Genomic DNA, 25,541 nt, shown 5'->3' on the forward strand with positions numbered 1-25,541 from the left:
ACTGAACCCCGTCCCCAGCGACCGGGAACGATGACATGGAAGCGGAGCCGGATGATCGCCACTCTCGACCGCCTCGACACCGAGGCGTCACCACGGGACCCCTCACGTGCACCGGAGGGCGCCGCCGTAGAATGGCGCGTGATGAGCGAGCCGATCGACCAGGTGCAGGACACGCGGCAGCAGTTCGAAGAGCAGGCGCTGCCCTTCATGGACCAGCTGTACGCCGCGGCCATGCGCATGACGCGCAACCCGGCCGACGCGGCCGACCTCGTGCAGGAGACCTTCGTCAAGGCGTTCGCGTCGTGGAAGACCTTCACGCAGGGGACCAACCTCAAGGCGTGGCTGTACCGGATCCTCACGAACACCTACATCAACACGTACCGCAAGAAGCAGCGCGAGCCCTACCAGGGCACGATCGACGAGCTGGAGGACTGGCAGCTCGGCGGCGCCGAGTCGACCACGGCGACGAGCACCCGCTCGGCCGAGGCCGAGGCGATCGACCATATGCCGGCCTCGGTCGTCAAGGACGCGCTGCAGTCCATCCCGGAGGACTTCCGGCTGGCGGTGTACCTCGCCGACGTCGAGGGCTTCGCCTACCAGGAGATCGCCGACATCATGAAGACCCCCATCGGCACGGTCATGAGCCGTCTGCACCGTGGCAGGCGAATGCTCCGTGAACTTCTGGCCGACTACGCGAACGAGCGCGGCATCTCCACCGCCGCCACGAGGAGCACGAAATGACGGACTGCGGCTGCGAGAAGGCGCGGCGCGACCTGGAGGAGTACCTGCGCAACGAGGTGTGCAAAACCCAGCACACCGATATCGCGGAGCACCTCGAGAACTGCCCCGGATGCCGTGACGAGGCGCTCGTCGCCACCACCCTCACCGAGGTGGTCGCGCGCGCGTGCAAGGAGACGGCCCCCGAGGAGCTGCGCGACCAGGTGCTCGCGAAGCTCCGTGCGGTGCAGGCCACGCACTAGCCCGAGGTCGCGCCGTCCCGCGCGAACACCGTGAGCGCGCCCGGCGCGACATCCACGGTCAGCGGCAGCGCACCGATGGGATCGCCGTCGGCATACGCCGTCACGCCGGGCGAGTCGAGCCGCACCGATCGCACGCGGTGCATCGCCACCTCGGGCACGCTCGCGTGGGTGCCGGCGTAGACCTTGGGCAGCAGCCGGAGCAGGCGCAGGCGCCCGGCGGGCCGTACGAGCACCAGGTCGAGCAGGCCGTCGGCCGGGTGGGCGTCGGGACAGATCGGGATGCCGCCCCCATAGGTGCGCCCGTTGCCCACGGTGGCCATCACGAGATCTCCGGACTCGCGGTGGCGCATGCCGTCGGCGAGCTCGAACTCGACGTCATACGGCATCCCGGCGAGGGTCGCGAACTCGAGCAGGATCGCGATGTTGTAGCGCGATCCGCCCCTCGGCCAGCGCATGGCGTTGGCCCTGTCGTTGACCTTCGAGTCGAATCCGCTCGCGAGCACCGTGCCGAAGTACGCCGTCGAGCCGTCGCTGCGCGTCACCCGCGCGAGGTCGATCGTGCGCGTCGCCCCCGCGGCGATGGTGTCGGCCGCGGTGCGCACGTCGAGCTCGCGCAGCCCCAGGGTCGCCGCGAAGTCGTTGCCGGTGCCCGCGGGGATGATGCCGAGCGGGATGCCGGTGCCGGCCAGCTCCTGGACCGCGAGGCGCACTGTGCCGTCGCCGCCGGCCACGACGACGGCGTCGGTGCCGAGGCTGAGCGCGGCGCGCAGCAGCTCGGACGACTCCGAGGCGCTGCCGCCGCTGATGATCGTCGTCTTCACGCCGTGGGCGCGCAGCCGCTCGGCGGCCTCGGTGGCGGCGCCCGTGTGCGCGCCCGCCCGCGCGGCCGGGTTCACCAGCAGCGCGACGTTCATGCGTCGGAGCCGGGGACGGCGGACGCCTCGGCCGGCGCCACGAGCGCGCCGGGGTTCATGATCCCCGTCGGGTCGAGCACGTTCTTGACCGCGCGCAGGATCTCGACGCCGAGCGGGCCGATCTCGGCCTCCAGGTACGGGCGGTGGTCGCGGCCGACGGCGTGGTGGTGCGTGATGGTGCCGTGTGCCGTGCCGATCGCGCGGGAGGCGGCATCCTTCGCCTCGCTCCACTGGGCGAGCGGATCGTCGGTCAGCGCGGCGACGACGGTGAAGTAGAGCGACGCGCCCGCCGGGTAGACGTGCGAGATGTGGCACAGCACGATCGGCTTCGTGCCCGCCGCCGTGAGCGACTGCGTGAGCGCACCGGTGACGGCGGTCTTGAGCCCGGGGAGGTCGGACCACGTCGCGGCGGTCTCGAGCGTCTCGGCGAGGATGCCGGAATCCATGAGCGTGTCCCGCAGGGCGGGCGACGCGAAGCGACCCCGCTCCCACGACCGGGCGGGGTCCTCGCCGCGCGTCTTCGCGCCGTGGCCCGCGAAGACCGCATCGAGGGCGGCGCGCATCGCGCCGGCCTCGCCATCGCCGGACGCCTCGAAGGTGGCGACGGCGAGGCATCCGCTCAGTCTGGTCAGATGCCCGCCCATCGCGGCGTTCACGCGCGTCTCGGTCTCGTCGCTGAGACGCAGGACCGTGGGACGGATGCCTCGCTGCGTCGCCTCTCGCAGCGCGGCGAGGCCCGACGCGAAGTCGGGGAAGCTCCAGGCGCCGTACGCGGTGACCGCCGCGACCGGGCGGATGCGCACGGTCACCTCCGTGAGCACGCCGAACGCGCCCTCCGATCCGAGGAACAGTTCGCGCAGGTCGGGGCCGGCGGCGCCGGCCGGAGCACGGCCCAGGGCGAGGTCACCGGCGGGCGTCGCGACCCGCAGCGCGTGCACGAGGTCGTCGAAGCGGCCGTAGCCGCGTGAGGCCTGCCCGCTCGAGCGCGTGGCTGCGTACCCGCCGAGCGAGGCGTACGCGAAGCTCTGCGGGAAATGGCCGATCGTGTAGCCGTGCGCGCCGAGCAGCTCTTCCGCCTGGGGGCCGGTCGTGCCCGCGCCGAACGTCGCGAGGAGGGAGGTCTCGTCGAGGTCGAGGAGGGCCGCGGTGCGGACGAGCTCGAGCGCGATCACCGCGCGGTGCGGGCCGGACTCGGGGTCGACGCCGCCCACCACCGACGTGCCCCCGCCGAACGGCACGACGGCGAGGCCGCGCCGCGCGCATACGGCGAGCAGCGCGGCGACCTCGTCGTGCGCGGCGGGGGAGGCGACGGCGTCGGGCGCGGTCTGCGGATCGTCGAGGCGCCGGCGCAGCAGGTCGGGCGTGCTCTTGCCGCCGAGGTGCCACAGTCGTGCGTCGTCCTCGCGGGTCACGTGCGCGGGGCCGACGATCGTCGCGAGCGCGGCGAGGTCGTCGTCGGCGAGACGCGACGGCGTGAGCGCGGGTCGCGCGCGCCGCGGCACAGGATGGGTCCTGCCGGGGAGCAGCGCGGAGACGAGGGCGCGGGCACCCGTGGGCAGGCGGGCGGGCTCGTCGCCCCACGCGTCCCACGCGCCGCGGTCGCGTGGCGTGGGCACGGCCGGGAGGCGGACGGGCGGCACCGGATGCTCCGTCGCAGTCATGGCGACAGTATGACACGTTCTGTATGGTTGTCACGTGACCGATGGCGTGACCGATACCGAGACCGCGATCCTCGACGCCGCGCTCGCCGAGGTGCTCGCCCACGGCATCCGCCGCACGACCGCATCCGACATCGCTCGCCGGTGCGGCATCGCACGCCAGACGCTCTACCGGTACTGGCCCGACGCGCAGGCGATCTTCGCGGCGCTCGTGACGCGCGAGCTCGTCGCGGCGCTGCCCGCACCGGCCCCCGACCCGGGCGACCTCGACGGCATGGTCGCGCTCCTGGTCGAGACGGCGGACCGCATCCGGCGCATGCCGCTGGTCGACCGCCTGCGCGACACGGACCCCGAGCTGTTCTCGCGCTACATCCTCGACCGGCTGGGCACGAGCCAGCGCGCGATCCACGCCGAGACCGCCCGCCGCATCGCCGCTGCGCAGGCGGCCGGGGTCGTGCGCGCGGGGGAGGCCGACAGGCTCGCCGCGATGGTGCTGCTCATCGCGCAATCGGCGGTGCAGTCCGCGCCGCTCGTGGCGGAGTGGCTCCCGGACGGGGCGTGGCGCACCGAGCTCTCCGCCGCGCTGCGCGGCTACCTCGCCGCGGAGCAGGCGTGAGCGCGCGCGTCGTCGGCCGCACGCCGCATCCCACCGCTCTGAACGCGGCACGACGTCGTCGAGAGCTCGACGCCCTCGCCGCGCACCCCCAGGTGGACGTCCTCGTGGTCGGAGGAGGTGCCACCGGAGCGGGAATCGCGCTGGATGCCGCGAGCCGCGGCCTGAGGACCGTGCTGGTCGAGCGCCGCGACCTCGCACACGGCACGAGCCGCTGGAGTTCGAAGCTCATCCACGGCGGCCTGCGGTACCTCGCTTCCGGCCAGCTCGGCATCGCCCACGAGAGCGCTGCCGAGCGGCACCTCCTGATGACCCGCATCGCGCCGCACCTCACGCGGCCCCTCGCCCAGGTCGTTCCGCTCTACGCGCCCGGACACGTGTCGCGCGGCGCCTTCGTCGGCATGGGCTACGGCCTCGGCGACGGCCTGCGCCGCTTCGTCGGCACGCCGGGAGCGGTGCTCGGCCCGCCCGGCCCGATCGGGCGCGACGAGACGCTGCGCCTCGTGCCCGCCGTCGCACCGCACGAGCTCCGGGGCGGCGTGCGGGGCTGGGACGGGCAGCTCATCGACGACGCCCGGCTGGTCGTGGCGATCGCGCGCACCGCGGCGGGGTACGGGGCATCCATCCTCACCCGAGTCGCGGCCATCTCGGCCGCCGGCGACGGTGCCGTGCTGCGCGACGAGCTGACCGGATCCGAGCTCGCGGTGCGGGCGCGCGTGGTCGTGAGCGCGACCGGGGTGTGGGCGGGCGAACTCGACCCGTCGGTGCGCCTGCGTCCGAGCCGCGGCACGCACCTCGTCGTCGCGTCGTCGCAGCTGGACGGCGCAGATGCGTCGCTCACCGTGCCCGTGCCCGGGTCGTCGAGTCGCTTCGTCTTCACCCTGCCGGCGCCGCACGGCCGCACCTACATCGGGCTCACCGACGTTCCCGCCGACGGACCGCTGCCCGACGTGCCGCACGCGACCGAGCCCGAGATCGAGATGCTGCTCGCCACCGTGAACACCGTGCTCGCGCGCCCGCTCGAGCGGAGCGACGTGCTCGCGACGTTCGCCGGGCTGCGGCCGCTGCGCGACGGCGGCGAAGGGGACGGCCGCGGCGCCGAGACGAGCGACCTGTCGCGCCGTCACGCGATCCTCGAGGGGGAGTCGGGCGTGCTGAGCGTCGTCGGCGGCAAGCTCACGACCTACCGCCGCATGGCCGAGGACGCCGTGGATGCAGTGATCCGCCGCGACCCGCTGCTCCCCGCCCGCGCGTCGCGCACGCGGTCGATCCCGCTCGTGGGAGCGTGGCCGCGTCATCGCCTCGGCGAGGTCGCCGCGCCGCCGCGGTACGTGCGCCGCTACGGTGCCGAGGCGCCCTTCGCGGCGGCCATTCCCGGCGGGCCGGGAGCCGCGCGCGGCGTGACCGCTCAGGAGCTGCAGTGGGGCGTCGAGGTCGAAGGTGCGCTCGGGCCCGACGACCTGCTCGACCGCCGCACGCGGCTCGGGCTCGTCGCGCTCGACCGCGAGGAGTCGATGGATGCCGCGACCGCCGCCTTCGCGCGGGCCGGCGTCACGCCGATCTGACTCCCCGCCGACTTGGCAGGAATCCGCAGAACGACGTCCGATCGCCGCGAGCGCCGTGTCGCCGGCGCCCGCGAGACTGGTGACATGACCTCGCCCATCCCCGCTCCGCCCGCGCCGCGCGGCACTCTCGGCGTCGTGCAGGGCACCGCCCTCTACATCGCCTCCGTGCTCGGCACCGGCCTGCTCGTGCTGCCGGGCCTGGCCGCCGAAGCCGCCGGCCCCGCGAGCATCGTCGCCGTCCTCGCGGTGATCGGACTGTCGATCCCGCTCGCGGGCACGTTCGCCGTGCTGGCCGCCCGCTACCCCGACCCGGGCGGCGTGGCCAGCTACGTGCGGCGCGCTCTCGGCGGCACCGCTGCGCGCATGACGGGCTACTGGTTCATGTTCGGCGTGTGCGCGGGTGCGCCCGTGGTCGCGGTGCTGGGCGCCGAGTACGTCGTCGCGGTCGCGGGCATCGACCGGGCGATGGTGCCGATCGTCGCGCTGGCGGTCCTCGCGCCTCCGTTCGCCGCCAACGCTTTCGGCGTGCGCGTCGCCGGCTGGGTGCAGTTCGTGCTGACCGCCCTTCTGCTCGCCGTCGTCGTCGGGGTCGTCTCGCTCGCGGCGCCCGCCGTCGCGCCGCAGAACTTCGAGCCCTTCCTGCCACGCGGCTGGGCGGGTGTCGGCACGGCGATCAGCCTCTTCGTGTGGGCCTTCGCCGGCTGGGAGGTCGGCACCCACATCTCCGGCGAGTTCCGCGACCCCCGGCGGGCGATCCCGATCGGCACGGCGATCGCCCTCGTCGTCACCGGGGCCTGCTACCTCGTGCTGCAGATCATCACGGTCGGCGCGCTCGGCGACGCCGCCGGAGACGGCGCGGTGCCGCTGCTCGATCTCGCGCGGCTCGGCTCGTCCGGCTTCGGCGCGGTGGCGGTGGGAGCGATCGCGGCGATCGTGGCGCTCGGCGTCATGAACGCCTACCTCGCCGCGTTCTCGAAGCTCGGGGCATCCCTCGCCGTCAACCGCGACCTGCCGCGCTGGTTCTCCGCCGGTGCCGAGTCCGGCGGTATCCCGCGTCGCGCCCTCGCGCTCACCGGTGTCGTGGTCCTGCTCTACTTCACGCTCATGCTGGTCTCGGGCATGGAGCTGACGCCCTTCATCCTCGTCCACACGAGCAGCATGGTCGCGATCTACGCCGTCGGCATGGTCGCCGCGGTGCGGCTGCTGCGCCGCGGCTCGGCCGGCTGGTGGATGGCGGTCATCGCAGCGGTGCTGTGCGCCGGCATGCTCGTGCTCGCGGTCGGGTCGCTGCTGCCCGCGGCGGTGCTCGCGATCGCAGCCGTGTGCGTGACACTCGTCCGCCGGGTGCGCCGTGCCCGGTCGGCGGCCGAGATCGACGAATCCGCCGGGGTGAAGACGGCGGGAGCGGATGCGGCGGCCCCGAGCACGTCGACCCCGGGAGCGCGTGCTCCCAGGGTCGACGTGACGGCGGACTGACCTACAGCGTCAGAGCCTTCTTCATGATCTCGGCCTGCTCGGCCGCGTGGACCTTGGGCGAGCCGGTGGCGGTCGACGCCGCTGCCGCGCGGGAGATCCGGCGGATCGTGCGTCCGCGCAGGTGCTTGCTCACCTCGAGCGCGATGAACGGCCAGGCTCCCTGGTTCTCGGGCTCGTCCTGCACCCACACGAGCTCCGCGTCGGGGTACTCCGCGACGACGGCGTTGAGCTGCTCGACCGGAGTCGGGTAGAACTGCTCGAGGCGCACGAGGGCGATCTCGGGGTTCGGGTTCTTGTCGAGCTCGGCGCGCAGATCCCAATGGATCTTGCCGGCGTGCAGCAGCACGCGCTTGACGGCGGCCTTGTCGATCGCCCGCGCGTCGTCGAGCACCGGCTCGAAGCGACCCGACAGGAAGTCCTCGACCGGGCTGGTCGCACCGCGCAGTCGCAGCATCGCCTTCGGCGTGAACACCACGAGCGGCCGGCGCGGGCGCGCGTACGCCTGACGGCGCAGCAGGTGGAAGTACGACGCGGGCGTCGACGGGCGCGCGACGGTCATGTTGTCCTGCGCGCACATCTGCAGGTAGCGCTCGATGCGCGCCGACGAGTGGTCGGGGCCCTGGCCCTCGTAGCCGTGGGGGAGGAGCAGTGCGACGCTCGACTGCTGGCCCCACTTCTGGTCGGCCGACGAGATGAACTCGTCGATGACCGACTGGGCGCCGTTGGCGAAGTCGCCGAACTGGGCCTCCCACAGCACGAGCGAGTCGGCGCGTTCCACCGAGTAGCCGTACTCGAACGCCATGGCCGCGTACTCGCTCAGCAGCGAGTCGTAGACCCAGAACCGGCCCTGGTCGCCCGACAGGTTCGACAGCGGGATCCACTCCTGGCCGTTCGCGCGGTCGTGCAGGACCGAGTGGCGCTGCACGAACGTGCCGCGGCGGGCGTCCTGGCCGGCGAGGCGCACGTTCGTCTTCTCGAGGAGCAGCGAGCCGAAGGCGAGCAGCTCGCCGAAGCCCCAGTCGATCGAGCCGTTGCGGCTCATGTCGAGGCGCTTGTCGAGCAGCTGCTGCAGCTTGGCGTGCACCGTGAAACCGTCGGGCTTGTTGACGAAGGCGTCGCCGATCAGGTTGACGACCTCGCGGGCGACCCCGGTCGTCTCGGGCTCGCCGATCGCAGGCTCGTCGGGCGCGGCATCCGCTTCCACCACCGGCGACGAGCCGGTCTCGGCGGCGTGCGTCTCGGCGAACGCGATCTCGAGGCGGTTCTGGAAGTCCTGCTTGGCCTTCTCGTACTCCTCCTCGGTGATGTCGCCACGACCGACGAGAGCCTCGGTGTACAGGCGGCGCACGGAGCGCTTCGCCTCGATGAGGTTCGTCATGAGGGGCTGCGTCATCGAGGGGTCGTCGCCCTCGTTGTGACCGCGGCGGCGGTAGCAGACGAGGTCGATGACGACGTCGCGGTGGAACCGCTCGCGGTAGGCGAAGGCCAGCTGCGAGACCCGTGTGACGGCCTCGGGGTCGTCGCCGTTCACGTGGAAGATCGGGGCCTGGATCGTCTTGGCCACATCGGTGGCGTAGACCGAGGTGCGGGCGTCGAACGGGGTCGTGGTGAAGCCGACCTGGTTGTTGACCACGACGTGCACGGTGCCGCCGGTGCGGTAGCCGCGCAGCTGCGACATCTGCAGCGTCTCGACCACGACGCCCTGGCCGGCGAACGCGGCGTCGCCGTGCACCAGGATGGGCAGCCACGAGAAGGTTCCGATGGGCTTGCGGTCCTGCTTGGCGCGCACGATGCCCTCGAGCACGCCGTCGACGGTCTCGAGGTGCGACGGGTTGGCGGCGAGGTACACGGGAAGCTGCTCCCCGCCGTCGGCGACGAAGGTCCCCTCGGTGCCGAGGTGGTACTTCACATCGCCGGAGCCGCTCTTGGAGCCGATCGCGACCGACCCCTCGAACTCGCGGAACACCTGACCGTAGGTCTTGCCCGCGATGTTGGTCAGCACGTTGAGACGGCCACGGTGGGCCATGCCGATCGCCGCGCCGTCGAGGCCCGCCTCGGCCGCGCCCTGGAGGATCTCGTCGAGGAGAGGGATCAGCGATTCGCCGCCCTCGAGGCTGAAGCGCTTCTGGCCGACGTACTTCGTCTGCAGGAAGGTCTCGAACGCCTCGGCCTGGTTCAGCTTGTCGAGGATGCGCAGCTGCTCGGCGTGGCCGGGCTTCTGGTACTTGAGCTCGACGTTCTCCTGGAACCACTTGCGCTGCTCGGGATCCTGGATGTGCATGTATTCGATGCCGATGGTGCGGCAGTACGAGTCGCGCAGGACGCCGAGGATGTCGCGCAGCTTCATGGTGCGCTTGCCGCCGAAGCCGCCCGTGACGAATTCGCGGTCGAGGTCCCAGAAGGTCAGGCCGTGCTGCTCGATCTCGAGGTCGGGGTGCGTGCGCTGCACGTACTCGAGGGGATCGATGTCGGCCATCAGATGGCCGCGCACGCGGAACGAGTTGATGAGCTCCTGCACGCGCGCCTGCTTGTCGACGCGCTCGGCGAGGTCGACGTTGATGTCGGCGGCCCAGTGGATGGGGGCGTACGGGATGCGCAGCGCGGCGAAGATGTCCTCGTAGAAGTTGCGCTGGCCGATGAGCAGCTCGTGCACCTTCTTGAGGAACTCGCCCGAGCCCGCGCCCTGGATGACGCGGTGGTCGTAGGTGCTCGTGAGCGTGATCGTCTTTCCGATCGCGAGCTCGTTGAGCGTCTTGTCGCTCGCGCCCTGGAACTCGGCCGGGTACTCGAGGGCGCCGGCGCCGACGATGCAGCCCTGGCCCTTCATGAGGCGCGGCACCGAGTGCACCGTGCCGATGCCGCCCGGGTTGGTGAGCGAGATCGTGGTGCCCTGGAAGTCGGCCGCCGTCAGCTTGTTGTTGCGGGCGCGCACGACGAGGTCCTCGTAGGTCGTGAGGAACTCGCCGAAGGTGAGCTGGTCGGCGCGCTTGATGCTCGGCACGAGGAGCGCGCGCGTGCCGTCGGGCTTGGGCAGGTCGATCGCGATGCCGAGGTTGACATGGGCGGGCGCGACGACCGACGGCTTGCCGTCGATCTCCGCGTAGAAGACGTTCTGGCTCGGGAACTCCTTGAGCGCCCGGATGATCGCCCAGCCGATGAGGTGCGTGAAGCTCACCTTGCCGCCGCGCGTGCGCGACATGTGGTTGTTGATCACGATGCGGTTGTCGATCATGAGCTTCGCCGGGACGGTGCGCACACTCGTCGCGGTCGGCACGGTCAGCGACTCGTCCATGTTCGCCGCGAGGGTCTTCGGCATGCCGCGGAGGACCGTGACCTGGTCTTCGACACCCTCGGCAGCCGCGGACGGCTGCACCTTGGGCGCCTGGGCGGGGATCGGCTGCGGTGCCGCCGGGCGCGCCGTCGTTCGGGCGACCGGCTGCGCGCCGATGACGGGGATGGGAGCCGTGACCGGGCGGGGCTCGCTCTCAGCCGGGGCCGTGGCGGGCGGGCTCGCCGCCTCCGACACGGGCTTCGTGGGTGCCGCCGGCGTCTGCGCCGCGGCCTTCTCGTCGACGGGGTGGTAGGCCTCGAGAACGGGCCACCACGCCTTGTCTACGGAGTTCCGATCGATCTTGAACTGCTCGTACAGCTCATCGACGAGCCACTCGTTGGCTCCGAACTCTCCTTCGTTCGAAACCCCGAGGCCCGTCACCTGGCTCGACACGTCGGATCGCCTGCTTTCATCGGTGAAGTTCTGAGTGGCGTTCGGGGCCGAGAAGCGCCCGCCCGCACGACTGTTAAGCGTAACCCAGTCTGAGACGGCGAATCCGGCGACAGCGGCGCTCCGCCTGAAAGAACGCACATCATTCTCCGTACAGGAACTGTCACTACTCTTGGCGCACATGGAGTTCTACGGCGACCAGCCCGACGTCGATCTGACCTACTCGGACGTGTTCCTCGTCCCGCGGCGATCATCGATCACCAGCCGGCTCGACGTCGACCTGTCGCCGGGCGACGGCACCACGGCGACCATCCCGCTCGTCTCGGCGAACATGAACTCCGTCACCGGAGCCCGCCTCGCGGCCACGCTCGCGCGCCGCGGCGGACTGGGCGTGCTCCCGCAGGACATGCCCCTGCAGGAGCTGGATGCCGCCATCCGCTGGGTCAAGTCCCAGCCCGTGCCGTGGGACACCCCGCTCGTCCTGCCGCCCGACGCGACCGTCGCCGACGCCTCCCGGCTGCTGCCGAGCACCGAGGGTCACGGCATCGTGGTGGCGGATGCCTCGTCCGGCCGCGTCGACATCGACGACATCCTCGGCGTCGTGCCCGCCACGCGCCTCGGCACCGCCCTGCCGGACGCACGCCTCGGCGACCTCGCACGCGGGCGCGCGGCATCCGTCGACGCGGTCGACATCGAGAACGCGCGGCACGCGTTCGACGTCATCGTCGCCGCCGGCGCCGAGACCGTGTGCGTGCTCGACCACGGCCACCTCGTCGGCACGCTCTCGCGTCGCAGCGCCCTGCGCTCGACGCTCTACCGCCCGGCCGTCGACGCGTCGGGCCGGCTCATCGTGGCCGCCGCCGTCGGCATCAACGGCGACGTCGCCGCCAAGGCGCAGGCCCTCGCCGCCGCCGGTGTCGACGTCCTCGTCGTCGACACCGCCCACGGTCACCAGGAGGGGATGCTGCGCGCGCTGCGCTCCGTCGCCGACCTCGGCCTCGGCATCCCCATCGCCGCGGGCAACATCGTCACGGCCGACGGCGTGCACGACCTCGTCACCGCCGGTGCCGACATCCTCAAAGTGGGCGTCGGGCCCGGCGCGATGTGCACGACCCGCATGATGACCGCGGTCGGGCGCCCCCAGTTCTCCGCCGTGCTCGAGACCGCCGAGGCCGCGCGCGTGATGGGCGCGCACGTGTGGGCCGACGGCGGGGTGCGCTACCCGCGCGACGTCGCCCTCGCGCTCGCCGCGGGTGCGGCATCCGTCATGATCGGCTCGTGGTTCGCCGGGACGATCGAGGCCCCCGGCGAGCTGCAGACGGATGCCTCGGGCCGCACGTACAAGGAGTCGTGGGGCATGGCGTCCACCAAAGCCGTGCACGAGCGCTTCGGGCGCCTCGACCCGTACGAGCTCGCGCGCAAGGAGCTCTTCGCCGAGGGCATCTCGTCGTCGAAGATCTACCTCGACCCGCTGCGCCCCGGGCTCGAGGACCTGCTCGACATGATCACGTCGGGCGTGCGGTCCTCCTTCACGTACGCGGGCGCGTCCACGGTCGCCGAGTTCCACGACCGTGCCCGGGTCGGCCTGCAGTCGGCAGCAGGCTACGAAGAGGGCAAGGCGCTGCCGGTCAGCTGGTAGTGCGAGAGCGGGCATCCGTCCGCTCCTGCTCGGCGTCGTCGTCGCCGTCGTCGCTGTCGTGCTCGTGCTGCTCGCGGATGCGGCGGCCCTCCTCGATGTCCTTGCGCTCCTTCTTCTGGGCCTTGTCGCTCTTGCGCGTGTCGCGCGGCGGGAGCTGGATGTCCTCTTCGGCGGCGATGCCCGCCTGCAGCTGGCGGCCGCGCTCGAGCTCGGCGTCGAACTCGGCGCCGAAGAGCAGTGCGATGTTGGCGATCCACAGCCACAGCAGGAACACGATCACTCCGGCGAGCGAGCCGTAGGTGCGGTCGTAGTTCGAGAAGTTCACGACGTACAGGCCGAAGCCGACCGACGCGACGACGAGGACGAGGATCGCGAGGAGCGACCCCAGGCTGATCCAGCGGAACTTCGGCTGCTTGGCGTTGGGGGTGGCGTAGTAGAGGATCGCCACCATCAGCACGACCACGAGTGCGAGCACGGGCCACTTCGCGAACTCCCACACCGTCGTGGCGGCGTCGCCCAGCCCGATGGCGTCGCCGACCGCCTCCGCGACCGGGCCCGACACGACGAGGATCACGAGCGCCACCACGATCAGCAGGATGCCGATCAGGGTGATGAGCAGCTGGGCGGGCTTGAGCTTCCAGACCGGGCGCCCCTCCTCGATCTCGTAGATGCGGTTCATCGCGCGGCTGAACGCGGCGACGTAGCCGGACGCCGACCAGATCGCCAGCAGCACGCCGAGCACGAGCGCCCACCCCGTCGCCGACGAGCCCGCCGCCTGCTCGAGAGGCTCGCGCAACGCGTCGGCCGCATCGGGCGCGACGCCCTCGACCACGCCGAGGATCGCGTCGGCGGCGTCGCTGCCGCGGCCGAGCAGCCCGAAGATCGAGAACACGGCGACGAGCCCCGGGAAGATCGCCAGCACCGAGTAGTAGGTGAGCGCGGCGGCGATGTCGGTGCATTGATCCGACGAGAATTCGCGGACCGTCTTGCCGAACACGTACTTCCACGAGCGCTTCTCGATGTCGGCGGGGGTGTCGGGCTTGGCGGGGTGCTCCGGGTCGGGAGCGTGCCGGTCGTCGTGGCGATGGGTGTCGGTGTCGGTCATGACCTCTCCGCTCGTAGGGACGAACCGGCGCAACCGCCGGGTCGACCATCGTGCGAGCCGCCCGCGCCGAAGAAGAGGGGCTTGACAGCCCGCCCGGAGAACCGGCACTGCCTGCCGTAGACTTGTCGGCACGATGGACGACCCTCCTAGTTGCAGACAATCGCCCCACCGACCCTCCTCCCGTTCGATCGGGGGTGATGCGTGATGGATTACGTCATGTTGGGCGTGGGGCTTCTGCTCACGGTCGGGACCGGCCTGTTTGTCGCGAGCGAGTTCGCGCTGGTCAATCTCGACCGCGCCGACCTCGAGTCGCGACAGGCCGCCGGCGAATCCCGGCTCTCGCTGACGATCAACGCCCTGAAAATCACGTCGACGCATCTCTCGAGCGCGCAGCTCGGCATCACGCTGACGACGCTCCTCACCGGCTACACGATGGAGCCGGCGATCTCGAACCTTCTCCGCCCGGTGTTCACGGCCTGGGGACTTCCCGAGGGGCTCGTGAGCCCGATCGCGGTGATCATCGCCGTCTCGGTCGCGACGATCTTCTCGATGATCATCGGCGAGCTGGTGCCGAAGAACTTCGCGCTGGCCGTCCCGCGCCAGACGGCCAAGCTCGTCATGCCGTTCCAGGTGGCCTTCACCACCGTGTTCCGCCCGGCGATCCACGTGCTCAACGGCAGCGCGAACGGCGTGCTGCGATCGGTCGGCATCGAACCGAAGGAAGAGCTGTCCGGCGCCCGCACGGCGGAAGAGCTCTCCAGCCTCGTCCGCCGGTCGGCGAGCGCCGGCGTCCTCGAGGAGGACACCGCGTCGCTGCTCGACCGCAGCCTCACCTTCGCCCGCCTGAGCGCCGCCGACGTCATGACGCCGCGGCCCAGCATCCACGCCCTCGCCGCCGACGATTCGGCAGAGGACGTCATCCAGCTCGCCCGGCGCACCGGCCACAGCCGGTTCCCCGTGTACGGCGAGGACATGGACGACATCACCGGCGTCGTGCACCTCAAGGCCGCTGTCGGCGTGCCGCGCGAGCGTCGCACCGACGTGCCCGCGGCCGCTCTGGCGACCGAGCCGCTGCGCATCCCCGAAGCGGTCCACCTCGACGCCCTCGTGTCCGAGCTCCGGGCGCGCGGATACCAGATGGCCGTCGTGGTCGACGAGTACGGCGGCACCGCCGGCGTCGTCACGCTGGAGGACCTCGTGGAGGAGATCGTCGGCGAGGTGCTCGACGAGCACGATCGCCGCCGGGCGGGCATCGTCCGCGCCCAGGACACGGTCATCTTCCCCGCCGAGCTCCGGCCCGACGAGGTGCTCGACCGCACCGGCATCCGCATCCCAGAAGGCGACGTGTACGACACCGTCGGCGGATTCATCATGAGCGAGCTCGAGCGCATCCCCGTCGTCGGCGACGTGATCGAGATCGAGGACGGCACGATCGAGGTGCAGCGCATGGACGGCCGCCGCGTCGACCGCGTGCGCTTCACGTCCACGCCGATGCCGCACGAAGAGGCCGCGACGGAAGGGGGTGAGCGCCGATGAGCGATTGGGCAGGAATCGCCTGGCTCGTGGTGCTCCTCATCGCGAACGCCTTCTTCGTCGGCGCGGAGTTCGCCGTCATCTCGGCACGTCGCTCGCAGATCGAGCCGCTCGCCGAGAAGGGCTCACGATCGGCCAAGACCGCGCTGTACGCGATGGAGCACGCGACGCTCATGCTCGCGACCAGCCAGCTCGGCATCACGATCTGCTCGCTGCTGATCCTCAACGTGTCCGAGCCGGCCATCCACCACCTGCTGGCCGAGCCGCTCGGACTCACCGGGTGGTCCGAGACGACGGTCGACGTCATCGCCTTCGCCGTGGCGCTGCTGCTGGTGTCGTACCTGCACGTCGTGTTCGGCGAGATGGTGCCGAAGAACCTCGCGTTCTCGGTGCCCGACCGTGCCGTGCTGATGCTCGCGACCCCGCTGGTGTGGGTGTCCAAGGTGTTCCACCCGGTGATCGTCACGCTCAACTGGATCGCCAACCACATCGTGCGCCTGTTCCGCGTCGAGCCGAAGGACGAGGCCGCCTCGACCTTCACCCTCGAGGAGGTCGCCACGATCGTGAACCAGTCGCGCATCGAGGGAGTCCTCGACGACCTCGCGGGCACGGTGGCGGCCGCTGTGGAGTTCACCGACAAGAAGGCGGCCGACATCGCGGTGCCGCTCCGCGATCTGGTCACCCTCCCCGAGACGACCACACCCGACGAGATCGAGCGCGCGGTCGCGAAGCACGGCTTCTCGCGCTACGTGATCGTCGACGAGAGCGGAGCGCCGCTCGGGTACGTGCACCTCAAGGACATCCTCCGCGCAGCGGAGGGGCCGGATGCCGAGTCCGACGTCGCCCGCCCGATCCCGGCCAAGCGCATCCACCACATGGTGCCGGTGCTCGAGACGACCGACCTCGAGGACGCCCTCGCGGTCATGCGTCGCGCGGGGCGCCACCTCGCACAGGTGCGCGACGCCGAAGGCACGACGACCGCGGTGCTGTTCCTCGAGGACATCATCGAGGAGCTCATCGGAGAGGTGCAGGACGCGACGCGTCGCGGCCTGCGCTGACCCGCGACGGAGGAAGGCCCCGGACCCTTGAGGGCCGGGGCCTTCCTCCGTCGGGCGGTGTTCGTCTCCGTCGAACCGACGGCGGAGCCGGAGATGAGCGCCGGTTCAACGGAGACGAAGCGGGTCAGACGCGGCCGCGCAGGTATTGCTTCGGCCAGTAGTCGATGTCGGCGCCGAGCTCGGCGGCGGCGCGGAGGCCGTAGTGCGGGTCGCGGAGCCACTCGCGCCCCGCCATGACCGCGTCGGCCCGGCCGTCGGCGACGACCTGCTCCGCGTGCGACGCGTCGTCGATCATGCCCACCGCGCTCACCGGAACGCCGGCGACCGCTCGCACGTGCGCGGCGAGGTCGACCTGGTAGCCGGGGCCGGTGGCGATGCGCTGGTGGGCGACGAGGCCGCCGCTGGAGATGTCGAAGAAGTCCGCGCCGTGCTCGGCGGCCCACCGGGCGACGGTCGCCGTCTGGTCGGCGTCCCAGCCGCCGTCGGCCCAGTCCGTGGCGGAGAAGCGCACGAGCAGCGGGACGGCGGGTGCGGCATCCGTCACCGCATCGATCACCCGCAGCAGGAGGCGGGCACGGTTCTCGAGCGAGCCGCCGTACTCGTCTTCGCGCGTGTTCGACAGCGGCGAGAGGAACTGGTGGAGGAGGTAGCCGTGCGCGGCGTGGATCTCGAGCACCTCGAACCCCGCGTCGACAGCGCGCCGGGCGGCCCTGCCGAAGTCGGCGACGACGGCGTCGATCCCGGCGGCGTCGAGGGCGACCGGCTCGGCGAACCCATCGAAGGCGATCGCCGACGGGGCGACGGTCTGCCAGCCTCCGTCGCCGGCGGGCACGGTGCCGCGGTGACCCGAGAAGGGCGACCACGTCGACGCCTTCCGGCCGGCGTGGGCGAGCTGCACGCCGGCGACCGCGCCGCGCGCGCGGACGGCGGCGACGATCGGCGCCCAGGCGTCGCGCTGGTCATCGGTCCACAGGCCCGTGTCCTCGGGGGAGATGCGGCCCTCGGGCGAGACGGCGGTCGCCTCGGCGATCACGAGACCGGCGCCGCCCGAAGCGAACTGGGCCAGGTGCGTGTGGTGCCACTCCTGCGGCACCCCGTCGACGGCGCTGTACTGGCACATCGGCGAGACCCACAGCCGGTTGCGCAGGGTGAGGTCGCGCAGCGACAGGGGCGTGAAGAGGGTGCTCATCCGGCGAAGTCTCCGCGAGTAGGGTGGCGCCATGACCCGGTCATGGACGGTGGAGGACACGGGACGCGTCCTCCGGAGGCCAACGGCCGCCGACGACAAGTATTCCCGAGGCGTCCTCGGGGTCCGCACGGGCTCGGATGCCTACCCGGGCGCCGCGGTGCTCGGCGTCGAGGCGGCGTGGCGCGCCGGGCTCGGCATGGTCCGCTACCTCGGCCCCGACCGGCCGACGGCGCTCGTCCTGGCGCGCCGGCCCGAGACTGTCGCCGCGGACGGCCGCGTGCAGGCGTGGCTGATCGGGTCCGGGACGGATGCCTCGACGCGCAGTGCCGACGAGTCCGTCGCGCTGCGCGGCATCCTGCACGACACCGACCCGGTCGTCGTGGACGCGGGCGCGCTGGACCTCGCCGCCGACGGCACCGCTGCGCGCATCCTCACGCCGCACGACCGCGAGCACGCGCGACTGCGGTCGCGGCTCGGCCTCGCCGTCGCGGGGCCGGACCGCGTGGCGGCCGCCCGCGAGACGGCCGACGCGACGGGCGCGGTGGTGCTCCTTAAGGGCGCGGTGACAGTGGTGGCGGCCCCCGGCGGCGGTGGCATCGAGGTCTCGGCCGGCACGCCGTGGCTAGCCACCGCGGGTACGGGCGACGTGCTGGCGGGCGTCATCGGGGCGCTCGTCGCGGGCGCGGTGGGCGCGGATCGATCGACGGATGCCCCGTCCCTCGCGTCCCTCGCCGCGGCCGGCGCCTGGCTGCACGGGCACGCGGCGCGCATCGCCTCGGGCGAGCGCGGGGGCGGCCCGGTCACGGCGCTCGACGTGGCCGAGGCTCTGCCCCGTGCGGTCGCCGCCGCGCTGGACGCCGTGTGAGGCGCGACGGCCGCACGCGCCCGCGCTGAGCGGGAGCAGGCACTCAGCCTGAATATGATGAGACGGTGTCGAGGCGCGCAGGGCTGTGGATCGCCTTCGTCCTCGTTCACCTCTTCGTCGGGGTGTCGGGCTTCGTCCTCCCGAACATGCCCATGGGCGACGTCTACCTCGTCTATGAGCCGTGGGTGCGCGACGCCCTCGAGCGCGGCACGATCGTCGGTGTCGACAGTGAGTGGATCTATCCGCAGCTCGCGCTGATCCCGATGGTCCTCGCGCTCGGTGCCGAGTGGATCGCGGGCTACACCGTCGCGTGGGCGCTGCTCGTGACCGCCGCCGACGCGCTCGCGTTCGGGCTGCTCGTCGGCCGCGGCAGATCGGCCGGACGCACGCTCGCGGCGGCGTTCTGGCTGGCGTTCATCCTGCTGCTCGGGCCCGCGGGCATGTACCGCCTGGACGGCGTGACCGTGCCGCTGGCGCTCGCCGGCTGTCTGTGGCTGATCGGCCGGCCGCTCCTCGCCTCGCTCCTGCTCTCGGCCGCGACCTGGATGAAGGTGTGGCCGGCGGCGCTGCTGGCGGCCGCGGTGATCGCCGTCCGCCGCCGCCTCGTGATCAGCGGCGGCGCCGTGATCGTGACCGCGCTCACGGTGATCGCCGTGGCGGTCGCGGGCGGGGGCGCCCACGTGCTGGGCTTCGTCGCCGGTCAGACGGGCCGGGGGCTGCAGCTCGAAGCGCCGGTGACGTCGTGGTTCCTGTGGCAGGTGGTCGCCGGCATCGACGGCGCGTTCGTGTACTACGACTCCGAGATCCTCACGTTCCAGGTGACGGGGGCGGGCGTCGATGCGGTCATCGCCGTCATGACGCCGCTGCTCGGTCTCGCGGTGGCGGCCATCGCCGTGCTCGGCGCCGTGAAGGCGTGGCGCGGGGCGAGCTTCGCCGCCCTCTTCCCGCCGCTCGCGTTCTCTCTCGTGCTCGCGCTCATCGTGTTCAACAAGGTCGGCTCGCCCCAGTTCCTCACGTGGATCATCGCCCCGGTCGCGATCGGACTCGTGCTCGACCGGCGACGCTGGCGATGGGCCGCCGTCGGCGCGCTGGCTGCGGCGCTCCTCACCCAGCTCGTCTACCCCCTGCTGTACGACCGGCTCATCCTCGCCGACCCGCTCGCCGCGGGCGTGCTCACCCTGCGCAACATGCTGCTGGTGGGCCTGCTCGCATGGGCGGTCGCGCGTCTCGCCCGCGTGCCGCGCGGGACGCGGCATCCGCTCGCCCTTCCTCGATCCTGATCACCGCCCCACGAACCCGGAGGTTCCCCATGCTCGTCGCCTTCTCCGTCGCCCCCAGCGGCACCGGCAATGCCGACGGATCGGTGCACGACGCCGTCGCCGCGGCGGTCAGCGTCGTCCGCGGCAGCGGGCTCCCGCACCGCACGACGTCGATGTTCACCGAGATCGAGGGGGAGTGGGACGAAGTGTTCGACGTCGTCCGCCGCGCCACCGAGGCGGTGCAGCCCTTCGGCTCGAGGGTGTCCCTCGTGCTCAAGGCCGACATCCGGCCGGGGTACTCGGGTGAGCTCGACGGCAAGATCGAGCGCCTCGAGGCGGCGATCGACGAGCTGGGCGGGGGATCGTCCCTCGAATGAGGCGCAGCGGTCGCGGCATCCGCTCGAATCGATTCGACAGGATGCCTCACCCGCCGCTAGCATGACCCGGTGACCTCCTCGACTCTGACGAGGGGTGCGGCGATGTGGGCGCTCCTCTCCCTCGCCGTCGGCAGCTTCGGCATCGGCATGACCGAATTCGTCGTCATGGGCCTGCTGCCGAACATCGCCGCCGACCTCCTGCCCGTGGTGTGGGCGTCGAGCTCGGAAGACGCGATCGCCCAGGCCGGCTGGCTCATCACGCTGTACGCACTCGGCGTCGTCGTCGGAGCGCCGACCATCGCGGGCGCCGTGGCGAAGTACCCGCGGCACCGCGTGATGATCGGGCTCGCGCTGGCGCTGACCGTCTTCAACGCGCTCACGTTCCTGGCGCCGACGTTCGAGTGGGTCGCGCTCTCGCGGTTCCTCGCAGGGCTGCCGCACGGTGCGTACTTCGGCATCGGCGCTCTCGTCGCGGCCGAGGTGCTCGGACCCGGCCAGCGGGCGAAGGGTGTCGCCTTCGTCCTGACCGGACTCACCATCGCCAACGTGGTGGGCGTGCCGCTCGGCACGTACCTCGGTCAGCAGGTCGGCTGGCGCGCGGCGTTCATGGTCGTGGCGGGCATCTTCGCCGCGGCGACCGTCCTCATCGCGTTCTTCGTGCCCGAGCACCCGGGCGATCCGGGGCGCACGCTGCGCGCCGAGCTCAAGGTCTTCCGCATCGGCCAAGTGTGGCTCGCGCTCGCCGTCGGCGCGATCGGCTTCGGCGGATTCTTCGCCGTCTACACCTACGTCGCCCCGATGGTGACAGAGGTGGCCGGCTCGCCCGAGTGGGTCGTGCCGATCGTGCTCATCCTCATGGGGCTCGGCATGACGATCGGCAACCTCGTCGGCGGGCACCTCGCCGACGTCGACCTCAAGCGCACGCTCGTGGGCGGACTCGTCGCACTCGCGCTCGTGCTCGCACTGCTGGCGGTCACGTCGCACTGGATCTGGGCGCTCGCCTTCTTCGTGTTCCTGACGGGATTCACGTCGTCGGTGCTGAGCCCCACTATCCAGACGCGGCTCATGGACGTCGCCGAGGACAACCAGTCCATCGCCGCCGCCCTCAACCACTCGGCGCTGAACATCGGCAACAGCCTCGGTGCGTTCCTGGGCGGCGTGGCCATCGCGGTCGGCTGGGGCTTCGTCGCCCCGGCATGGGTCGGCGTGGCGCTCGCCCTCGGCGGCCTGGGGCTCGCCTTCGCCAGCCTCGCGGCCGAGCGTGCGCGCGGGGTCGTGCTCTCGAACTGACGTCGGCGCCGGCCTGCGCCGTGCGGGCCCGCGCCGGGCACCGCCTAGAGTGGTCGCGTGCCGGAGCAGACCCCCGCAGACCGGGCCGTGAGAGCCGTCGCCGACTCGATCGAGGCGGCGCGGGCGCGCACCTCGGAGGACGGAGCCGATCCCGACATCCCCGTCGCCGCGACGGTGCTGCTGCTGCGCGATGCGCCCGACGGGCTGCGCGTCCTGCTCATCGAGCGGCCGGACCGCCGGTCCTTCGCCGGCGCGTGGGTGTTTCCCGGCGGCAAGCTCGAAGACGACGACCTCCGCGACGGCGAGGAGGACTCCGCGCGCTGCGCCGCCGTGCGCGAGACGCTCGAGGAGACCGGCCTGCTCGTCGACCCGGGCGACCTCGTCACGGTCTCGTGCTGGGACCCGCCGCCCGGCATCGCCCTCCGCATCCGCACGTGGTTCTTCGCGGTCCTCGCGCCCGAAGGGGATCTGCGGCTCCAGGCCGACGAGGCGATCGCGTCGGAATGGGCCGCGCCGGCGGACGTGCTCGCGCGCCATGGACGCGGCGAGCTCACGCTGTACCCGCCGACGTGGGTGACGCTCCACGGACTCGTCGGGCATCCGGACGTCGATTCGGTCCTCGGCGCTGCGCGGCTCGGCGGCGTCGCGCGGTTCGAGACCGTCGCCCGCAGAGGAGCCGAAGGCCCCGTGCTGCTCTGGCACGGCGACGCCGAATACGAATCGGATGCCTCGGCCGAGGCATCCGCCGCCCGTCATCGCCTCGAGATCGATGCGCTTCCCTGGCGGTACACGCGGGCCGAGTGACGCCGGGTCAGCTCCGGCGCAGGCGCGGCGCGGTGGGCAGCAGGTCTGCCGGGCCCGATCAGCCTTCGAGCAGGCGCCGCACGTGGGCGCCGACGGCGTGCGTCTCGATGAGGAAGCCGTCGTGGCCGAAGTCGCTCGTGAGCACGACGGAGCGGTCGCCGTCGAGCGTGCGACGGATGCCGCGGGCGATGCGGTGCTGGCCGTCGATGGGGAAGAGGCGGTCGCTGTCGATCCCGAGCACGAGGGCCGTGGCCGTCACGCGGGCGAGGGCGTCCTCGATGCCCCCGCGGTCGCGGCCGACGTCGTGCGAGTTCATCGCCTCGACGAGGGTGATGTAGCTGTTGGCGTCGAACCGGCGCGTGAACTTGTTGCCGTGGAAGTCCAGGTACGACTCGACCGCGAACCGGCCGCCGTGGCCGAGCGGGCTGACCCCGGACTGCCATGAGCGCTGGAACCGCTGGTTCAGCTCGGTGGGGGAGCGGTAGTTGAGGAGCGCCATGCGTCGCGCGAGCGCGAGGCCGCGGTTCGGGCCGTCCCCGTCGGCGGCGTCGTAGTACTCGCCGCCCTGGAAGCGCGGGTCGATGCGGATCGCCTCGAGCTGCACCGAGTTGAGCGCGATCTGGTCGGCGGTGTTGACGGGCGGCGCCGACAGGACCCCCACGCGCTCGACGCGGTCCGGCAGGCCCACCGCCCACTCGAGCGCGTGCATGCCGCCCATCGAGCCGCCGATGACGCCGGCCCACACGTCGATGCCGAGCGCGTCGGCGAGGCGCACCTGGGCCGCCACCTGGTCGCGGATCGTCAGGTAGGGGAAGCGCGAGGCCCACTCGTAGCCGTCGGGCCCGATGCTCGCGGGACCGGTCGACCCCTGGCATCCGCCCAGCATGTTCGGGGCCACGACGAACCAGCGGTCGGTGTCGACGGGAGCGCCGGGCCCCACGATCTCGTCCCACCAGCCGGTGGTCGGATGCCCCGGCCCGGCCGGTCCGCGCACGTGGCTGTCACCCGTGAGGGCGTGCAGAACGAGCACGGCGTTGTCGCGTGCGGCGTTCAGCTCGCCCCACGTCTCGTACGCGAGGCGGTACGCGGGGAGCTCGCGCCCGCCCTCGGTGCGGAAGGACCCGAAGGCGGCGAAGTGGCGCTCGCCGACGGGGTCGCCGTCGCGCCACGCGCCGGTGGCCGGAGGTCGGCCGAGCAGCAGGCGGGCGTCGGCCTCCGTCACCGGTGCCGAGGGCACGGTGTCTTCGGAGGTCTGCCAGTCCATCCGCCCATTCTCGCCCGTGCCGCGGTGTGAGGACCGACTGTTACGCGTGGTGGCCGGTGCCTGTGCCGGGGACTGGCCAGAGCCCCGCGCGCCGCGCCGGCGGGCCGCCGCGGGGTCAGCCCCGGAACGGCGCCGTCTCGTAGACCGCGCCGTGCTGGCCGGCGAGGGCGATCGGCACCGCATCCCACGTCTGCACGAACCGGTGGTCGGTCGCGGTGCCGGGCAGCACGGCGGCGTCGATCTCGGGCAGCGTGCCCGTCGTCTCGTTCGACAGCCAAACGACCCGCCGCCCGATCGTCTCGCCGAGACCCGCCATGATGTCGGCGAAGCGCCGGCGCTTGTCGTCCTCGAGGTACAGCAGCACCGCGCTGTGGAACACGACGAGCGTCGCGTCGCGCGGCGATCCGGCGGCGACCTCCGTCACGCGCTCGAGGAGGTCTCCGCGCACGATCTCGGGGGGATCGGATGCCGTGACCGCCGCCGCCGCGCGCAGCCGCGTCACGCGCGCGTCGTGGTCCGGTCCCGGCCACACGAGGTTCGCGAGCCAGTCGACCGCTTCGGGGTCGGACGCGTCGATCGGGTCGAGGTCGATGCCGCGTCGCCACACGACCTCGGGGCTGCGGTCGGGAACGGATGCCTCGTCGTCGACGCGGCAGGTCAGCTCGACGGCGCTGGGCCCGGCCGCCGGATCGACCCGACGACGTCCCGAGGGAGTGTCGTACTCGACGCTGTACCGGTCGGGGTAGAGGCACAGCCCCGCGGCGGCGCCGACCTCGAGAAGCGCCACCGGACCGTCGATGCGCGACAGCGGCGGCAGCCATGTCGCGCAGCGGTTCGCCTCGTTCGTCTGCACGCTGCGCGTCCCTCCCGTGGCCACGACGTCGTCCCAGTGCTCGAGCAGCCACGGGCGCAGCTCGGCGTACGGCACGAGCGGCGCGCCCTGCCAGCGGATCGACGCGAACAGGAGGTTCGGCTGCTGCTTGGCCTTCGGCAGTCCTGCCAGGCGGTTCAGCGCCTCCGGGTCGGCGGCGATGCCGAGCGCCCAGTCCTCGTAGAGGGGAGAGGTGCCGCGCGCCCAGCGGCGCCCGAAGTCGTCGTAGAAGGCCGCGATCGCCGCGGCTGCTCCGTCGGTGCCCACGCGCTCACCCTACGGTGGCGGAAGGCGCCGTGTCGCCGGACCGGTCTAGCATCCGTGGCATGGACGTGACCGAGTACCTGATGAGCGGCGACCCGTCGATCCGGTGGCAGGTGATGCGCGACCTGACAGACGCTCCGGCGTCCGAGGTCACGGCCGAGCGCGCGCGGGTGGCGACCGAGGGCTGGGGAGCGCAGCTGCTCGCCGAGCAGGGCGACGACGGCCTGTGGGACGGCGGCACCTACCGACCGGGCTGGGTCGACGAGGACAGGCCTTTTTTCGACGCGTGGACCGCGACGCACTTCTCGCTGCAGTCGCTCGTCGAGTACGGCATCGACCCCGCCTCGCCCGAGGCGGTCCGGGCGGTCGGCCGCGCGGCCGAGAACGCGCGGTGGGAGTACAACGGCGACCTGTACTTCCACGGCGAGGCAGAGCCCTGCATCAACGGCATCGCGCTCAACGTCGGCGCGTACTTCGGCCGCGACGAGGCCGTATCCATCGCCCGCACGCTCCTCGCCACGCAGCACGCCGACGGCGGCTGGAACTGCTGGGAAGACGACGCCGCGACCCCGAGCTCGTTCCACTCGACGATCTGCGCCCTCGAGGGTCTGTGGGCGTGGGAGCAGTATGCGGGCGGCTCGGCCGACCTGCACGACGCCCGTCTGCGGGGCGAGGAGTGGCTGCTCGACCGCCGGCTCTACCGTCGCAAGTCCGACGGCACCATCCCCGACCCGCGCATCACGATGATCTCGGTGCCGGTGCGCTGGTTCCATGATGTGCTCCGCGGCCTGGAGTACTTCCGCCTCGCGCGGCCCGAGCGCGACGAGCGCTGCGCCGACGCGATCGAGGTTCTGCGGGCGAAGCGCCTCGACAACGGGCTGTTCCCCTTCGAGAACCATCACGAAGGTCCGATGCTGTTCACGATGGAGGGCGAGCACGACGGCTTCCCGAGCCGCTGGGCGACACTGCGGGCCCTTCGCGTGCTCCGCTGGTGGGACGCGACCTGACACCTGGCAGGACGGAACGGCCGATGCCCCGGCCCGCGTGCCCCGTGACCTGCACCGTCGGAGCGTGGCGCCGTGAACGGCGGATGCCC

General features: G+C 72.2%; 21 protein-coding genes. 14 read left to right on the forward strand and 7 right to left on the reverse strand.

Features of this window, described 5'->3' with window-relative positions; all coding sequences use genetic code 11:
• Positions 1-141 precede the first annotated feature (141 nt).
• Both OB08_RS08885 and OB08_RS08890 read left to right on the forward strand, forming a co-directional pair.
• On the forward strand, positions 142-741 hold the full coding sequence (locus OB08_RS08885; protein WP_461474088.1) for a sigma-70 family RNA polymerase sigma factor: 600 nt from the start codon (positions 142-144) through the stop codon (positions 739-741).
• The gene (locus tag OB08_RS08890) at positions 738-980 is read left to right on the forward strand and encodes a zf-HC2 domain-containing protein (RefSeq protein ID WP_461474089.1); all 243 of its coding nucleotides are present in this window, start codon (positions 738-740) and stop codon (positions 978-980) included. The genes OB08_RS08885 and OB08_RS08890 overlap by 4 nt, the downstream gene beginning before the upstream one ends.
• On the opposite strand, the gene OB08_RS08895 is transcribed toward OB08_RS08890, so the two are convergent.
• Complete coding sequence (locus tag OB08_RS08895; protein ID WP_461474090.1) at positions 977-1,894, reverse strand: diacylglycerol kinase; 918 nt, start codon at positions 1,892-1,894, stop codon at positions 977-979. The genes OB08_RS08890 and OB08_RS08895 overlap by 4 nt on opposite strands.
• Entirely contained in the window at positions 1,891-3,555 is a 1,665-nt protein-coding gene (locus OB08_RS08900; RefSeq protein ID WP_461474091.1) for an FAD-binding oxidoreductase, read from the reverse strand. The genes OB08_RS08895 and OB08_RS08900 overlap by 4 nt, the downstream gene beginning before the upstream one ends.
• 34 nt (positions 3,556-3,589) lie before the next feature.
• On the opposite strand from OB08_RS08900, the gene OB08_RS08905 reads away from it, so the two are divergent.
• From OB08_RS08905 to OB08_RS08915, 3 genes are all read left to right on the forward strand, one after another.
• On the forward strand, positions 3,590-4,168 hold the full coding sequence (locus OB08_RS08905; protein ID WP_461474092.1) for a TetR/AcrR family transcriptional regulator: 579 nt from the start codon (positions 3,590-3,592) through the stop codon (positions 4,166-4,168).
• Entirely contained in the window at positions 4,165-5,730 is a 1,566-nt protein-coding gene (locus OB08_RS08910) for a glycerol-3-phosphate dehydrogenase/oxidase (RefSeq protein ID WP_461474093.1), read from the forward strand. Before OB08_RS08905 ends, OB08_RS08910 begins: the two co-directional genes overlap by 4 nt.
• A gap of 84 nt (positions 5,731-5,814) precedes the next feature.
• On the forward strand, positions 5,815-7,206 hold the full coding sequence (locus OB08_RS08915) for an APC family permease (RefSeq protein WP_461474094.1): 1,392 nt from the start codon (positions 5,815-5,817) through the stop codon (positions 7,204-7,206).
• Position 7,207: 1 nt separating this feature from the next.
• Here OB08_RS08915 and OB08_RS08920 read toward each other — a convergent pair whose 3' ends face one another.
• Positions 7,208-10,930 (reverse strand): multifunctional oxoglutarate decarboxylase/oxoglutarate dehydrogenase thiamine pyrophosphate-binding subunit/dihydrolipoyllysine-residue succinyltransferase subunit, encoded by a 3,723-nt coding sequence (locus OB08_RS08920; protein WP_461474095.1) that lies wholly within the window; start codon positions 10,928-10,930, stop codon positions 7,208-7,210.
• A gap of 178 nt (positions 10,931-11,108) precedes the next feature.
• On the opposite strand from OB08_RS08920, the gene guaB1 reads away from it, so the two are divergent.
• Positions 11,109-12,566 carry a GMP reductase gene (gene guaB1, locus OB08_RS08925; protein ID WP_461474096.1) on the forward strand — a complete coding sequence of 486 codons (1,458 nt, stop codon included), beginning with the start codon at positions 11,109-11,111 and terminating at the stop codon, positions 12,564-12,566.
• Here guaB1 and OB08_RS08930 read toward each other — a convergent pair.
• Entirely contained in the window at positions 12,556-13,671 is a 1,116-nt protein-coding gene (locus OB08_RS08930) for a YihY/virulence factor BrkB family protein (RefSeq protein WP_461474097.1), read from the reverse strand. The genes guaB1 and OB08_RS08930 overlap by 11 nt on opposite strands.
• 204 nt (positions 13,672-13,875) lie before the next feature.
• Here OB08_RS08930 and OB08_RS08935 point away from each other — a divergent pair, with 204 nt between their 5' ends.
• Both OB08_RS08935 and OB08_RS08940 read left to right on the forward strand, forming a co-directional pair.
• Entirely contained in the window at positions 13,876-15,207 is a 1,332-nt protein-coding gene (locus OB08_RS08935) for a hemolysin family protein (protein ID WP_461474098.1), read from the forward strand.
• Entirely contained in the window at positions 15,204-16,262 is a 1,059-nt protein-coding gene (locus OB08_RS08940; protein ID WP_461474099.1) for a hemolysin family protein, read from the forward strand. Before OB08_RS08935 ends, OB08_RS08940 begins: the two co-directional genes overlap by 4 nt.
• A 124-nt stretch (positions 16,263-16,386) precedes the next feature.
• Here the strand turns inward: OB08_RS08940 and OB08_RS08945 are convergent, their stop codons facing one another.
• Entirely contained in the window at positions 16,387-17,451 is a 1,065-nt protein-coding gene (locus OB08_RS08945; protein WP_461474100.1) for an NADH:flavin oxidoreductase/NADH oxidase, read from the reverse strand.
• 31 nt (positions 17,452-17,482) lie between these two features.
• Here OB08_RS08945 and OB08_RS08950 point away from each other — a divergent pair, with 31 nt between their 5' ends.
• The 5 genes from OB08_RS08950 (at position 17,483) to OB08_RS08970 (ending at position 22,046) form a co-directional block, all read left to right on the forward strand.
• The gene (locus tag OB08_RS08950; protein WP_461474101.1) at positions 17,483-18,316 is read left to right on the forward strand and encodes an ADP-dependent NAD(P)H-hydrate dehydratase; all 834 of its coding nucleotides are present in this window, start codon (positions 17,483-17,485) and stop codon (positions 18,314-18,316) included.
• A 65-nt stretch (positions 18,317-18,381) separates the two neighbouring features.
• On the forward strand, positions 18,382-19,596 hold the full coding sequence (locus OB08_RS08955) for a hypothetical protein (RefSeq protein WP_461474102.1): 1,215 nt from the start codon (positions 18,382-18,384) through the stop codon (positions 19,594-19,596).
• 29 nt (positions 19,597-19,625) lie between these two features.
• Complete coding sequence (locus OB08_RS08960) at positions 19,626-19,952, forward strand: thiamine-binding protein (RefSeq protein ID WP_461474103.1); 327 nt, start codon at positions 19,626-19,628, stop codon at positions 19,950-19,952.
• A gap of 102 nt (positions 19,953-20,054) precedes the next feature.
• Positions 20,055-21,242 carry an MFS transporter gene (locus OB08_RS08965; RefSeq protein ID WP_461474170.1) on the forward strand — a complete coding sequence of 396 codons (1,188 nt, stop codon included), beginning with the start codon at positions 20,055-20,057 and terminating at the stop codon, positions 21,240-21,242.
• 57 nt (positions 21,243-21,299) lie between these two features.
• A complete protein-coding gene (locus tag OB08_RS08970) occupies positions 21,300-22,046 on the forward strand; it encodes an NUDIX hydrolase (RefSeq protein WP_461474104.1) in 747 nt (248 codons plus the stop codon).
• A gap of 58 nt (positions 22,047-22,104) precedes the next feature.
• Here OB08_RS08970 and metX read toward each other — a convergent pair whose 3' ends face one another.
• Complete coding sequence (gene metX, locus OB08_RS08975; protein WP_461474105.1) at positions 22,105-23,310, reverse strand: homoserine O-acetyltransferase MetX; 1,206 nt, start codon at positions 23,308-23,310, stop codon at positions 22,105-22,107.
• Between the two features lie 115 nt (positions 23,311-23,425).
• Positions 23,426-24,448, reverse strand: coding sequence for a DUF2332 domain-containing protein (locus OB08_RS08980; RefSeq protein WP_461474106.1), 1,023 nt, complete (start codon positions 24,446-24,448; stop codon positions 23,426-23,428).
• Between the two features lie 59 nt (positions 24,449-24,507).
• Here OB08_RS08980 and OB08_RS08985 point away from each other — a divergent pair, with 59 nt between their 5' ends.
• On the forward strand, positions 24,508-25,452 hold the full coding sequence (locus OB08_RS08985) for a hypothetical protein (protein ID WP_461474107.1): 945 nt from the start codon (positions 24,508-24,510) through the stop codon (positions 25,450-25,452).
• Positions 25,453-25,541 lie beyond the last annotated feature (89 nt).

The sequence above is a fragment of the Microbacterium sp. HJ5 genome (genome assembly GCF_054824025.1).